The sequence below is a fragment of the Psychrobacter sp. KFRI-CH2-11 genome, from assembly GCF_038239325.1.
Taxonomy (GTDB): domain Bacteria; phylum Pseudomonadota; class Gammaproteobacteria; order Pseudomonadales; family Moraxellaceae; genus Psychrobacter; species Psychrobacter celer.
The window spans coordinates 2,411,002-2,425,542 of the sequence record NZ_CP151283.1; the positions used below are offsets into that span (position 1 = coordinate 2,411,002).

A 14,541-nucleotide genomic window follows, 5' to 3' on the forward strand; every position below is an offset into this window, starting at 1 on the left:
GCTAATTGGAAATAAAAAAACAAATGTAGTACAGTTTATTCATATAGCTGTTATATTCCCAGCAACACATTTGTTGGGGTATTCTTTTGACACATAGCACAGCGTTTCCATTAAAAACCATAAGTATCGGCATCATCTCTATAATGCTATCTGCATGCGGTGAAGGTAATGATGACAACACACAGCCTGCACCATCTGATAAGCCGCCTGTGGTGGTTCCACCTGATACAAGTGAGCCGCTGACACCACTTGAGCCGAGCACGCCAATCAAACCTAGTGAGCCATTAACGCCACTTGAGCCGAGTACGCCGATCAAACCTAGTGAGCCATTAACGCCGCTGGAACCGAGCGCGCCAATTAAACCTAGTGAGCCATTAACGCCGCTGGAACCAAGCACGCCGATCAAACCTAGTGAGCCATTAACGCCGCTGGAGCCGAGCGCGCCAATTAAACCTAGTGAGCCATTAACGCCGCTTGAGCCAAGTACGCCAATCAAACCTAGTGAGCCATTAACGCCGCTTGAGCCGAGTACGCCAATCAAACCTAGCGAACCATTAACACCGCTTGAGCCGAGTACGCCAATCAAATATCCAGAACCACAAAAAGACCGTGCTGATTATTATCAATTAGGCTTCTTTGACTATGACGGTGCCGGTGAAACACGAGAGATCCGTTCTGATTTACTAGGTTCTTTCCAAGCTATGATTCAATTTGGGCAGAATCATACGGTAGATCCTCAGGGCAACGAAGCAAAAAACATGCCACGCCTAACTGCAGAAAAAGAGGCCTTATTACTGGTTACGCCTACGCTTGAGATGGGAGCAGTCAATCAACTAGTTGCTGAGATTTATCAAGATGGTCTGTTATTACGCAGGGTCAATTTAGACGACCCGACTCAAATCCCACCGTCTGACCAAAACAACAGCGATGATAGACCACGGGTCGCCTATAGTAAGCGCGCTTGGTCAACCAAACTCAACTGGAATGAAGTACAAAGCGGCCTTAAGATTCGCATTGTCGATGAACAAAATCGTAGCGGTGAATTACTAGAGAATAAAATAGACTTTGCGGCGCCAGGCGAGCTGGTCTTAACCAATATCCGTCTTGGTCTTTTGAGCCCAGTGACTGTAAACAACAATGGTCATTATATGCTGCTACAGCCAGAAAAGGCGGGCGCAGATTATTTCCAGACCATTCCAGCAGCAAAGATGACTGTCGCTAAATACGATGACGTCGTGCTTGATCGGGTGATGGTAGCGAACGGTACTATTTATGATACAGCTTCAGGTAGCAGCTCAGATGGCAGCGTATACAGGGGTGATATGCGCGAAAACACGGGCAAATCAACCTTTGGCGTCGGTATTAACCTTGCCAACTGGGGCATCACTAGCGCATCGATGTTAAGCCAAGAGCAGCCGCAGCTCACCCAAAATGTCAATGCACACCATGCCCGTGGCAAATACGCCAACGGTACATTCAACCATGGCTTGAGCGGTGGCAATGGTATGCTGACTTTGATTGACTCGGTCGGTAATGAGTTTAGTCATGAAATTGGCCATCATTATGGATTGGGGCATTATCCAGGTAAAGTTGGTGATAAAAAATTCTGGTCAGAGCACCATGCCGATAGTGGTTGGGGTTACATGCCCCTTAGAAATAGAATGCGGGGTAACTTTGAATGGTGGCGAAAAGACATCGGTGCCGGTACTGAAGACTCACCTACTTTCTTAGGTCAATACAGCTATGGTCGTGACGCCATGTCTGGTGGCTCTAATAACAGTGACATCTCGCGCTATACTCATTACACCGGCTATAGTACAAAAACCAAAATCCAGCCAGCACTTGATCGTTATATGTTTGCCAGTGACTCACCGACGGGCTATAAAAAATGGGATGCTGAGCGTCAAAGAATGCAGATCGCACAACCAAAAGTACCACGATCTAATAATGTTTGGTACAACAGCGCCGATGGCAACTATTTAAGACCGCGTTTGCAAGGCGTGCCTGTTTATACTATTTTAGGCGGCTATGACCCTGTCACCCAAAAGGGTATTATCTATCCGGCAGCACGAGGTAACTGGGGTAACGTCTTTGATTTACCGGCGGCGAATACTTCAGCTGACGTCGCTAGCTGCTGGCTGACCGTCACTTATAGTAATAATATGGTCAATAACATCGCCCTTGCCCCTCATCGCATGAAGGGCAATAGCAATGCCAATAAATTTCACGTCAATTTAGCGATTTCTGAAAACCCTAACAAAGTCGATTTGTATTGTAAAAAAGCCAACGAAGCACAGGTATTATTATCATCAACCGCTATTGGTCCCTATAGCGACCCCATTAAGCCAGCCGTTACTTTTGGTAAAGAGCATGGCTTTAGCGCCTTAAGAAAAATCGAATTACCACTATTAGAACAACAACTTATCGATCAATCGGCCAACTCGACTATCAATTTGGACGCCGAGGGTGAGCTGATCTACCACTCTTATAAAGATGATCGTGATGCACTCAGTCAAGCGCTTAGCCCGCTTGCCTTTCAGGTACTCGAGCGTTATGAGCAGCAACAACAGACCATGCATCGCCTAAATCGTTGGGTCGATGTTTATCGTGATGATTTAATCGATGGCGGGCCGGAGGTCATCACTGCCTTTCATAAGTTTGTCAACGAATTAGAACTGCAAGATGATCAGCCTTTAGCAAATGTCAGCCCACTCATGAATGGTAACAACTGTCTTAAGGTCGAGACATTAGAAGATGGTAAGCTCAATGCCTTTATCAGCGGACCAAGTGCTTGCACAGGAGATGACTCTGAGCAATGGATTCAAGACAGCAAAGGTCGTATCCACAATAAAATGGCACCAGATCAGTGCCTAATGCCGCAAGGTGGCAATGTCATTAACCTAGCCCCTTGTGATGATCAAGCAAGCTCGCAAGTTTGGCAAATGGATGTATCCGCCAACGCCATCAAGCAAGGCAATCAATGCTTTGACTTAGAAAATGGCTATATGAGTAATAATCGCGCTCGACTCATTCGCTATAGCTGTACAGGTGGCGGCAACCAAAGATGGACGATGCTCACGCAAAACTCGAGTTTGATATTATCTAGCGCTGGCAAAAATCTACCACTGATAGTAGATAGTATGCAAAAACAAGCAGTGACGACAGACACCATGCAAATGCAGTTGGCAAGCGCCAATAGTAATCATCAGCAACCTTCTACGCTAGCAAAAGTAAGCAACGCGATAAGTACTTGGTTTTATAGTCTAATCAGCTAATTGATAATACACAATAATGATAAAAATAAGCTCCTATGATAGGGGCTTATTTTGACTAAGTTTTTCATCGTTATTATTTATATGATAAGGTAATGAATAGTCAAAAGATTACCCTAGCGGCACGCTTAAACTTATCACCATTTTATTTTGAACCGGCTATAGGGCGTAGACGCAGCACGCAAGAACAATGAATCCCTGTAGGACGGTACCTGTTTTAAAATAGATTCATTATATACGATCTCGTCAGTCATTTTTGGAGCGCGAACATTGGACAAACACCCTGAAAATGGCTTTTTTAAACGACTACTCATGTTTTCACTGCAGAGGATGAAGGCATTTTCGCAGCTTTGGTCGTTACAGACATTGACTGACCTGCCCGACCGTTTAAGAAACTTGTGGCAGGAGTTGATCGGCTCTTATTGGTTTATTCCAACTGCTTGCGTCATCGCTGGCATCTTACTGGCGCCAGTATTGGTGACGATAGATCAGCATTTTGACCGCGAGACCGTTCGAGAGATTACTTTTGCTTTTACGGGTGATGACGATGCGGCGCGGGCCATCATGACCTCGATTGCTGGCGCTGTATTGGGCGTTGCTGGTACGACGTTCTCAATTACCATCGCTGTCCTTTCGATGGCCTCCTCCCAGTTTGGCCCACGGCTATTACGCAACTTTTTGACAGACACACCAAATCAGTTTGTCTTAGGGGCGTTTATTGGCACCTTTAGCTATAGCTTGTTGGTACTCAAGTCGATTCATAAGTATGATGTGGCCTTTGGCGTACCGCAATTGGCGGTGACCTTTGGCATTATCATGGCGATCATCTGTGCGCTTTTATTGGTCTATTTTGTCCAGCATATGGTCCACGCTATTCAGGCCTCGCACGTCATTCAAAACGCCAGCAACGATGCCATTAATAATATTCACTACTGGTATGGCGATTATTGTGATATTCAGCATCAGTGCGATGTCGAGCAGCACGATGTCGAGCAGTTTCGCCAGTGGCAGGCAACGCCGATTTATCCGCCGCAATCCGGCTACCTGCAGCACATTTATCTGGAGTCATTAATCACCCTGACTCAAGAGTATGGCGGCGTGGTGCATCTACAAAGTAACCTCGGTGATTATGTCACTGACAAAAACGTCATTGGGCATTTTTATCAACGTCCGACAGACCATCCCAATAATAGGCAAAAAACCGCAACGCCGCAGTTAGCCGTGGTACCACGTGCCCCTGATGGTATGTTTTGGCAGCGCTTTGCCGGTTGTATTCGTATCGAGCAGCGACTGGCACACTCCAATGATATTGCCTATAGTCTGGGGCAGATGACCGAGATTGCGGTGCGCGCCCTCTCACCTGGTATCAATGACCCAAAAACAGCCGTCAACTGCGTACAATCGCTCACCAGTTGCCTGAGCATTATGATACGTCGTCAGCCGCCCAGCCCCTATCATTTTTATATACCTGCCGAGCACCGTGACAAACCGCCGCATACTGCCATACCAAAACAAGTGGTGGCGCAGCAGCGCGTGGCTATCTTGGCCGTGGTGACTTATACGCCCAAAATATCAGAATTCATCAATACCTCACTTGGAGAGATTCGGCGCTATGCCGCAGCTGATGCCATGGTTCTAAAGGCGCTGTGTCAAGCGATGGTCAATCTCAACTATGCCTGTATCAATCAAGCACAGCAGCAGACCTTGCTGCATGAGCTACAGCTGATTGAGCGCGCAGGAGAAGAAAACCTAAGCTACCAAGAGCTTATCGATGACGTAAGCGCGATGTGCCAGCAAGCCAAAGCCTTTATTATTGATAAAAACTCGCAGCACCAACACTTTCACTATGTCAGCGACTTTGCCGCCAGCATTCGCCAAAGTCTGCAGGCGCACGCTAAATAATTTGTACTGATTACTTTTACTACTTATCACTCCTAAGAGACCTGTTTTATGGCATCTGCAACCAGCCTGACCATACTTGAAATCAGCGCTATCTTTTTATCGATTACTGCCCTGCTGACCTATGTCAATCATCGCTTTATCGGTCTGCCCACGACCATTGGAGTCATGGTCATCTCGATTGTCCTATCTATCGGTGCGATTTTTTTGGGTTTTTTGGGGTTCGACCAGCTCATTGATTATGAAGTGAGCTTACTAGAGCAGCTAGATTTTACCGAGGTGCTATTGGACGGTATGCTCTCGATGCTTTTATTTGCAGGGGCGCTGCATGTCAATATCGGTGACTTAAAACGCTATCGACTGCCCATTGGTATTCTCGCCTGCGTGGGTACCCTAGTTTCGGCCCTGCTAATCGCCACTGCGCTCTACCTTATGTTGCCCTTCTTTGGATTTGGCTTGCCGTTTCTTTGGTGTTTGTTGTTTGGCGCTTTAATCTCGCCGACCGACCCTATCGCGGTGATGGGCATCTTATCATCCGCTGGCGCCCCAAAAAGCTTAGAGACCGTCATCGCAGGCGAGTCATTGTTTAATGATGGTATCGGCGTCGTTATTTTTGTCCTGCTACTTGGTATTTTGTCCAGCGGCGATATCCCAACAGCCAACTATGTGGCCCATACCTTGGCCGTTGAGGCAGGCGGCGGCATTGTGTTTGGTCTGGTGCTCGGGGCGATTTTGTACTATATGCTAAAGAGCATTGATAGTTATCAAGAAGAGGTGCTATTGACGCTGGCGGGGGTGATCGGCGGCTATGCGCTGGCCAGTCATTGGCATCTCTCAGGGCCACTGGCCATGGTCATGATGGGGCTGATGGTCGGTAATCGCGGACGAGCACTGGCGATGAGTGACAAAACAAGACACTATATCGACCTATTTTGGGAGCTGATCGATGAGATTCTCAATGCGATTTTATTTGTCTTAATTGGGCTTGAGGTGGTGATGATTGCATATTCTGGCAATCTGTTTATCGCTGCAGGTTTGACGATTGTTATTGCCTTGCTTGCCCGTTTTATCGTTGTCGGTATGACCACCAAGACCCTTCAGCGGCAGCTTGACTTGCCAACTGGGGCGTGGAAAGTACTGACATGGGGCGGACTGCGCGGCGGCATCTCGGTGGCGCTGGTGCTGCAGCTACCAACGGGCGCAGAGCGTGATATTTTACTGGCGCTCACGTATGCGGTGGTTATCTTCTCTATCTTGGTACAAGGCTTGAGCGTTGGTAAGGTCGCAAAAAGCATTGCACCTGATAAACAGGCCGCCACGCTATAATTCGTTTAAAAGTCGTTTGGCCCTCTATTATCACCATAAAAAAAGACCAGCATAAGCATTTATTGCTATGCCGGCCTGCTGCCCAGTCAATCCGATATAAAAACGATACCTTGAGAGGAAACGTTGTTTTTCCTAATCTCTGTCGGCGTAGGCACAGCACGCAAGAAAAACAACGTTTCATTGAGCGACTTGATAGCCATGTATCTGATTTATTTGGACTCGACTATGTTTGACGGTACTACTGAGTTGATGGGCCAAATAAAATCGTTATATCAACCCCTTTCGTTTCATATTGCGATAAACCACAAACACGATAACGATATTTGAGAGCAGTATCGCAAGCTTAAACCAATCAAACGGGTGAGCTAGCAAATAGTAAATCTCGATAGGTATAAATATGCCATAGCCCAGCACACCAAACCAATACGCCCATGTCTTATCTTGCCACAAGCCATACGCCTCCAAAAAACGCAAGCTGGCGTACGCAACGATCAGTAGCAAAAACACGGGCCAGTTTTTACTGGCCTGCTGGGCAATGCGCACCGCACTTTCGATCTGCGGCGCTAGCAGCTGACCGAAGCTTTGCTGCCAAGCGTCATTTGCATGGCTTAGCCAGTACTCAAGGCTTGCATTCCACGACCATAACGCCCCAGCGCCAAGAATAGCCCCCGTCCCTTTGACCACCTCATAGATGGCCACCGCTTTGATAGATTCACTGGCGGTGCTCGCCGGCTTGTGTAATCGGTGGGGCGCATGAGAAGAGCTATCCTCGACAGATGGCGGCAAACGATCATCTGATCGAGGCAGATTAGCCAAAGAAAGTCTCCACGACGCGGCCTTGCAACTGCTGGTTAAAGAATGGCGTGTTTTTGCCGTTTGAGAGCATAGACTCCTTGGTGACTTGCCATTTTAGTGTAGGATCGACCAATACCGCGCCACCGATGTGCTCATATTTCTCACTGATGCCGGCGATTTTGGCCGGATTGAGACAGACTTTATCTACCAGTTGCTCGAGCGTTAAGACCTCATCGTGTACCAACTGACAAGCCAGCGCCATAAAAGTATCAAAGTTTGAGATACCAGGGGTGCTCTCAGCAAACGGGGCTTTTTTGGCGGTGCTATTGAGTGGCTCATGATGGCTACAGATGGCATCGATGGTCCCGTCTTTTAGGCCACGGCGGATGGCTTGCTGATCGGTATTACTACGCAGCGGTGGCAGCACATACGCTTGGGCGTTAAAACCTTCCAAATTATCATCGGTCAAATACAGCTGATGCATGGCCACATCACACGTGACAGGCAAGCCCTTATCTTTTGCCCAGCGCATCAGCTCAATCGAAGACTTGCAAGACAGCTGGCTAAAGTGGGCGGCAATGCCTGTTTCTTCCACCATCAGCAGCTGCGTAGACAAAGCCACTGTCTCAGCGATCCACGGGATACCTTGTAAGCCATGATAAGATGCGATATAGCCCTCATGCGCCACCCCTTCTCCCGCCAGACTTGGCTCATTGGGATAAAAGAACACCTTCATACCAAACGTGGCCGCGTACTCAAGCGTGCGTAGCAGCACCAGATCGTTGCTAAAAGGTCTGCGCGCATTAGAAACCGCGATGCAGCCGCCTTTTTTTAGGCCAGCGATGTTAGAGGGGCGCTCACCTTCTAGACCTGCTGTCAATGCGCCTAAAATATGCAAATGAATGCCGCCATCGCTCAGCGCACGCTCACGTAGGCCTTTTAATAATGAGCCGTTTTCTAAAATGGGGGTCGTGTCGGGCGGAATGACCACATGCAAAAACCCATTGCCACGCGCCGCTGACCCTTCTGACTGTAAGGTGCCATGCTGCTGCTGACCTGGCTCGCGCAAACGCGCGCACAGGTCGACCAATGGTGGGAGCAGCCACATCTCGCGCCCCGCCTCTAAGCTTGCGAGCTTGTCATAGACGGTGCTTGGTAATGATTGTTTGATGGCAGCCGGCAGGTGGTCAAATATCGGCGCATCTGTATTGAGTGTAGTAGACATGAGCGTTATTACCGTATCGATAAAATAAAAATAAAAAAAAGTAAAATAGTCGTTTGGGCTTTATAGGCGAGACGTCTGATGGGCGCGCTGACCTTCCATGGCCAATGCCAACACCGCCATACGAATCGCAATACCATTATTCACCTGTTTTAAGATGACCGACTGAGCGCCATCAGCCACGCTTGAGGCAATCTCTACTCCGCGGTTCATCGGCCCTGGGTGCATGACGAGGGCATCAGGCTTGGCCAATGCCACCCGCTCTGGAGTGATGCCATAATGTTTGTAGTACTCGCTAGATGATGCCAGTAGCGGCGAGCCAATACGCTCATTTTGGATTCTCAAGCCCATGATGACATCACAATCACTGACGCACGCATTCATGTCTTCATAGACCTTGACACCATACCGCTCAATACCTTTGGGCAGCAGGGTACGCGGCGCGCAGACACGAATGTCTTTTACGCCTAAGGTCTGCAGCGCACTGATGTCCGAGCGAGCTACCCGAGAGTGTTTGATATCACCAATAATGGCTACTGATAGCGCCTCAAACGGCCGCGGTGCTTCGCGGTGAATCGTCAACATATCGAGCATACCTTGAGTCGGATGCGCATGCCAGCCATCCCCACCATTGATGATAGCGATATCAGGCGTCACCTCTGTCGCCATAAAGTGCGCTGCACCCGAGGCCGAATGACGCACCACAAAGATATCTGCGGTCATGGCTTGCAGATTCCACAACGTATCGCGTAGGCTCTCGCCCTTTTTGGTACTGGAGCGTTCGATATCGATATTGAGCACATTGGCACCAAGACGTTTTTCAGCCACCTCAAAGGTTGTACGGGTACGCGTCGATGGTTCAAAAAACAAGTTCATCACCGTATAGCCTTCAAGCTCAGGACGGTTAATCAGTTGCCCATTTTCGTCAAAAAAAGTCTCTGCTTTGGCGATGATTGCTTGCAGCTGAGCCTTATTGAGTCCCTCTACGCCCAAAAAGTGACGAATACTACTGTCTGCATTGAGCTGCGGACGGCTCAATGAGCTATTGAGCCTTTGATGAATGGTATTGGGATCAAACTTGGCATAATCAGTGGGTGAGACCGACTGCGTTAAGGGATTATCGATAGAGTTTGGCATAAGGGCACGTCTTTATTGTGAGTTGATATGAGGCTATATGAGGGACTGTATAAGATACGACCATAATACACAGCCCGTCAGTCTTTATTGGCTTTTATTTGATCATTTGGTGCTGGCATGGGCAGACACGGGGACTTTTTAGCGCTTATTTGCTACAATTTACCCTAATGACACAAGCGTCTTATCGGTGAGATATCTTGTCGCCTTCAGGACGCCGCCGAGTCAAACCATAAATCATTAACAATACACATAGTGTAGCTGATTTTGTGGTCAGGACAAAGACGCGCTATCAGCTATTTCAAAATTTGCTTAGCCGTTGAGCGATGGCCACGACATCTTTTTATCATGATCCGTTTTTTATTTTATCTCTTTATATAACTTATCAGGAAGCCTTATGAGCACCTTAGCAAATTATCTAGACGCGCATGCTAAAGACCCTGCGCTTAGCAACGTAATCACCACCGTGACGGAGGTGGGCAAGACCATCTCTGGGCTGCTCAAAAAAGGCGCGCTCGCCGATATCTTGGGCGAAGCGGGCAATCAGAACGTCCAAGGCGAAGAGCAAAAAAAGCTAGACGTGCTGGCCAATGACTTACTGCTGGACGCCTTAGCAAAAAACACTCACTGCGCAGGCGTCGCCTCAGAAGAGTTAGATGATGCCACCCCTGCCAATGCAGATGGTAGCTTATTGGTGTTGTTTGACCCGCTCGACGGCTCATCAAACATCGACATCAACATGGCGGTCGGCACCATTTTTTCTATCTTACCGTATGAGCGCCAAGGTCAAAACAGCGAAAACAGTGACTTTTTGCAAGCGGGCAATCAGCAGCTGGCGGCCGGTTACTTGCTATATGGCACCTCTACGGTGCTGGCACTGACCATCGCTGATAATGTGGTTATGTTTAGCCTAGACCCAGACAGTGGCGACTATATTCTTATCAATGACCATGTGCAAATCGCCGCCGATACCAGCGAATATGCTATTAATGCTTCCAATTATCGCTACTGGCTGGCGCCAATGCAGCAATATATCGATGAGCTTATCGCGGGCAAAACGGGCGTACGCGGCCGTGATTTTAATACGCGCTGGGTCGCTGCAATGGTCGGTGATGTTCATCGCATTTTATGCCGCGGTGGTCTCTTTACTTATCCGTTCGACACCAAATACCCTAACAAGGCAGGTAAGCTGCGTTTGATGTATGAAGCCAATCCGATGAGCTTGCTGATTGAGCGGGCAGGAGGCGCGGCGACAGATGCCATCAACCGTATTTTGGACATCGAGCCGACCGACATTCACCAACGTGTGCCGGTGGTATTAGGCAGCAAAAATGAAGTCAACTATGTCAAAGACTTGCACGTACAGCACGCTCACTCATAAGCTTGACCCATCGGTTTATCGCAATCAGGATAACGATTATGTTGTTTAATCGCGCCTTATCCTGATTGCTCCACTTATATTTTTCTCTAAGCGATCTATTATGGTAGCAAACCCCACCGAGCTGATTACCTCAGATAAGAATAACACCGTCAAGCTGGTCAAAGGTTTGTTGACGCAAGCCCGCCAGCGCAAAAAACACAGCCAAACCGTGCTCGAAGGCGTACATTTAATTGACGCCGCCTTGCGTAGTGATTATCCATTTGCCCAAATCCTGCTGGCTGAATCAGCGCATACGCATCCTGAGGTCGGGCAACTATTGACGCGCCTACCAAGTCATACGCCGATCATAACGCTATCAGACTCGCTGTACGAGAGTATTCGTAGTCTCGGTACGGGTATCGATATCATGGCGCTGATTACCATACCCGCGCCCAGCTTACCGATGATTGCAGAGGATTGTTTGATCCTCAATGACGTACAAGACAGTGGCAATGTGGGCACCTTGCTGCGCACAGCGGCGGCGGTTGGTATCCCTCATGTTTTATGCACCAGCGCGACGGCGCAGGCTTGGTCGCCTAAGACCTTGCGAGCAGGTATGGGCGCACAGTTTGCCCTACATATCTATGAAGGCTTGAGTATTCAAGACATTTTAGATCATGTGCAAGCGCCGTTATTTGCCACCAGCTCCCACACTGATACGCTTATCTATCAGCACGATTTGACCCAGCCTATCGCTTGGATTATGGGTCATGAGGGTCAAGGGGTGTCTGCCGAGCTGATGCAATGCGCCACGCCCATTGCCCTACCACAGCCCAATGGTCAAGAAAGCCTCAACGTCGCCATCGCAGGCTCACTATGTCTATATGAGACATTACGTCAACGGAAATACACTACCCTTTAGTGCACCTATCTTTGTGCTAAAACGCGTGCCTCAGCTTTCGAGATACGCATAAAAAGGACTGATAACGCAGTAGGTTATCAGTCCTTTTTCGTTGAAGTCACAAAACCGAAAAACCTTTATGATGCCGCTCAGCCCTGTGCTTTTTTAAAGCCTTCTGCATAGCTGTTTGGTGCATTGAAATTGGTAAAGCTGATACTAATGGATTTATCCAACCCTTCCACGCAGTGCCACCATCCAATCGGAATAAACAACGCATCGCCTGCCGCAATCGTCACCTCAACAGGCGTGACATGCTGCATTAGCGGGTGAGTTTTTAGATTCACATTAGGAAAATCCACTTCACTATAGACATGCAAATCGTTGTACATCCACGGCACCTGCCACGCTGGAATCAAGGTGACTTTTTTGCGACCGTAGATTTGCACCAGCATGTTATTGGTCAAATCATGGTGTAACGGCGTAAAGGTACCTTTTGGTCCCATCCAAAAATACGTGCTAAAGGCTGGATCATCAGCCAAAAGCTGGCGATAGCCGTCTCCAAAATCCCCAATATCGGCAAATACAGGCCTAATGGTATCGACATTTTGCTGTGTATTGTTGGCAGTCATATAATAATTGTTGCTTTCGCCATCATTTTCTATCATATCGACAAACTCAGACATGCGCATCGATTTGCGGTATTTATCAGAATGACGTTCAAACAACGCATCACTTTCACGGTCAAACTGTACTTGAATCTCAGCCGCGCCCAAGACCTCAGCAAAGTATTGCGGGCTCCATTTTTTGAGCGCTGGCCAATGCTCGATGCCGTTTTGGAGCACGACGGGTTTGTGCTTACTGTAGTAGTTTTTAATAAACACCTCAAAAGCCGGCGTATCGATGACCTCAAGCTGCTGATTGTAGCCAGGGTCTAACCGCGCGAGGTGGTCACAAGTCGCAAGTAGCCATTCACGTTTTTTGAGGGTCTGAGCGGTTTTTGCCGCTGCTCGTAGATAAGGGCTTTTGCTCGCGGTTTGTATCTCTAGCGCAATCTCAGCGCTGCTAAACCCTTGTTGCGCCAGCGTCTTAGCTATACCCGCCTTGCTCGTTCCTGCAAGCAAGTTGCTAGCGACCCACTCTTTCCAATTATTTGGCAGCTTGCGTATGGTCTGCTTGCTCTCATTCGCTGCCAGCTCTGGCTCGTCGCTTAACGCAGCTTTGATCTGAGCATCAGAAAAGCGATGGTTTTTTAGGGTGTCGATGATGGCGTCTGTCTGTACGCCGCGCATGATATTGGTCATCACCCACTCTTGCCACTCTTGGGGCAAAGCTGTTGCCGTATGTAGTGCTGCACTCATTGGTATCTCCTAATCCTTTAGATTACTCATTCCTTGATTGATGCTTTGGTTTTATAAAGCCTTTGCTTTATAAAGCCATTAATAGACAGCGTCATCACTGCTATCGTTACCTCTCAGCCGTATAACATAGCATGTTATCAGCCAATCATCACGACATTATCGTCTTTTGCGGTTGTGATAAAACACTCATAAAAAAGCCTCCGGTCCAATAAACCGAAGGCCTTTAACTTACCATTAACTATGTATAAACACAGATAAGCGCTTAGTCATGTAAGCTTAGATTTTGCTGGTTAGCTCAGGAAGCGCTTCAAACAAATCTGCTTCTAAGAAGTAATCAGCAACGCTAGCGATTGGCGCTTCTGGGTCATTGTTGATCGCCACGATGACTTTAGAGTCTTTCATACCGGCCAAATGCTGAATCGCACCTGAGATACCAGCTGCGATATATAGCTGCGGCGCAACGATCTTACCGGTTTGACCGACCTGCATATCGTTTGGTACATAGCCTGCATCCACAGCGGCACGTGATGCACCAACCGCAGCGCCTAGCTTGTCAGCTAATGGCTCGATGTATTTGGTGAAGTTCTCACCGTTTGCCAATGCACGGCCACCAGAGACAACGATACTCGCTGACGTCAGCTCAGGACGGTCAGACTGCGCCATCTCTTCATTGACAAAGCTTGCCTTGCCCGTCTCTTGCACACTGTCAATAGTCTCAACCGCCGCCGAGCCGCCGTCAGCAGCTACTGGATCAAACGCTGTGGTACGAACCGTAACGACCACTTTATCTTCTGATGTCTTCACGGTAGCGGTTGCGTTACCAGCATAGATAGGACGCTCAAAGGTTTGCGCATCTACGACTGCTGAGACTTCAGAGAGCATGCTCACATCTAGCAATGCGGCAACACGTGGCATAAAGTTTTTGCCAGTGGTGGTCGCTGCAGCAACGATATGGCTATAATCGCCGGCCACATCAGCAACCAATAGAGCCACATTACCCGCTAATTGGTGCTCATATGCTGCGTTGTCTGCCAATAATACTTTGGTCACGCCTTCAGCTTTTGCTGCTTCATCAGCGACTGCTTGCGCGCCGCTACCTGCGACCAATACATGAACGTCATCGCCCATTTGTTTTGCTGCTGCGATGGTGTTCAAAGTTGCCTTTTTTAGACTGGCATTGTCATGTTCTGCATATACCAAAATTGCCATTGTTTTAATCCTTTATTTGTTCGTATCATCGATTCATGAAGTGGTTTGTGTACAACGTGGTCTAT

At 48.2% G+C, this 14,541-nt stretch carries 10 protein-coding genes; 5 read left to right on the forward strand and 5 right to left on the reverse strand.

The features are described from left to right. Window positions 1-143 precede the first annotated feature (143 nt). From AADH33_RS09925 to AADH33_RS09935, 3 genes are all read left to right on the forward strand, one after another. Entirely contained in the window at window positions 144-3,275 is a 3,132-nt protein-coding gene (locus AADH33_RS09925; protein WP_348549981.1) for a M66 family metalloprotease, read from the forward strand. Between the two features lie 309 nt (window positions 3,276-3,584). Then, the gene (locus AADH33_RS09930) at window positions 3,585-5,174 is read left to right on the forward strand and encodes a DUF2254 domain-containing protein (RefSeq protein WP_083608620.1); all 1,590 of its coding nucleotides are present in this window, start codon (window positions 3,585-3,587) and stop codon (window positions 5,172-5,174) included. Between the two features lie 48 nt (window positions 5,175-5,222). Beyond that, the gene (locus AADH33_RS09935) at window positions 5,223-6,497 is read left to right on the forward strand and encodes a cation:proton antiporter (protein ID WP_075102308.1); all 1,275 of its coding nucleotides are present in this window, start codon (window positions 5,223-5,225) and stop codon (window positions 6,495-6,497) included. Between the two features lie 267 nt (window positions 6,498-6,764). Here the strand turns inward: AADH33_RS09935 and AADH33_RS09940 are convergent, their stop codons facing one another. The 3 genes from AADH33_RS09940 to AADH33_RS09950 all read right to left on the reverse strand — a co-directional run bounded on the left by AADH33_RS09940 (window position 6,765) and on the right by AADH33_RS09950 (window position 9,651). Next, window positions 6,765-7,313, reverse strand: a complete 549-nt coding sequence (locus tag AADH33_RS09940) for a DUF2127 domain-containing protein (RefSeq protein WP_075102307.1) — start codon at window positions 7,311-7,313, stop codon at window positions 6,765-6,767. Continuing rightward, window positions 7,306-8,400 (reverse strand): dihydroorotase, encoded by a 1,095-nt coding sequence (locus AADH33_RS09945; RefSeq protein WP_143507125.1) that lies wholly within the window; start codon window positions 8,398-8,400, stop codon window positions 7,306-7,308. The genes AADH33_RS09940 and AADH33_RS09945 overlap by 8 nt, the downstream gene beginning before the upstream one ends. Before the next feature lie 177 nt (window positions 8,401-8,577). Then, complete coding sequence (locus AADH33_RS09950) at window positions 8,578-9,651, reverse strand: aspartate carbamoyltransferase catalytic subunit (protein WP_075102306.1); 1,074 nt, start codon at window positions 9,649-9,651, stop codon at window positions 8,578-8,580. A 394-nt stretch (window positions 9,652-10,045) separates the two neighbouring features. On the opposite strand from AADH33_RS09950, the gene AADH33_RS09955 reads away from it, so the two are divergent. Together AADH33_RS09955 and AADH33_RS09960 are read left to right on the forward strand one after the other, a co-directional pair. Beyond that, a complete protein-coding gene (locus tag AADH33_RS09955) occupies window positions 10,046-11,029 on the forward strand; it encodes a class 1 fructose-bisphosphatase (protein ID WP_348548801.1) in 984 nt (327 codons plus the stop codon). A gap of 100 nt (window positions 11,030-11,129) precedes the next feature. After that, on the forward strand, window positions 11,130-11,930 hold the full coding sequence (locus tag AADH33_RS09960) for a TrmH family RNA methyltransferase (protein ID WP_348548802.1): 801 nt from the start codon (window positions 11,130-11,132) through the stop codon (window positions 11,928-11,930). Between the two features lie 128 nt (window positions 11,931-12,058). On the opposite strand, the gene AADH33_RS09965 is transcribed toward AADH33_RS09960, so the two are convergent. Together AADH33_RS09965 and AADH33_RS09970 are read right to left on the reverse strand one after the other, a co-directional pair. Beyond that, a complete protein-coding gene (locus AADH33_RS09965; protein WP_348548803.1) occupies window positions 12,059-13,267 on the reverse strand; it encodes a cupin-like domain-containing protein in 1,209 nt (402 codons plus the stop codon). Window positions 13,268-13,543: 276 nt separating this feature from the next. After that, on the reverse strand, window positions 13,544-14,476 hold the full coding sequence (locus AADH33_RS09970; protein ID WP_348548804.1) for an electron transfer flavoprotein subunit alpha/FixB family protein: 933 nt from the start codon (window positions 14,474-14,476) through the stop codon (window positions 13,544-13,546). Window positions 14,477-14,541 lie beyond the last annotated feature (65 nt).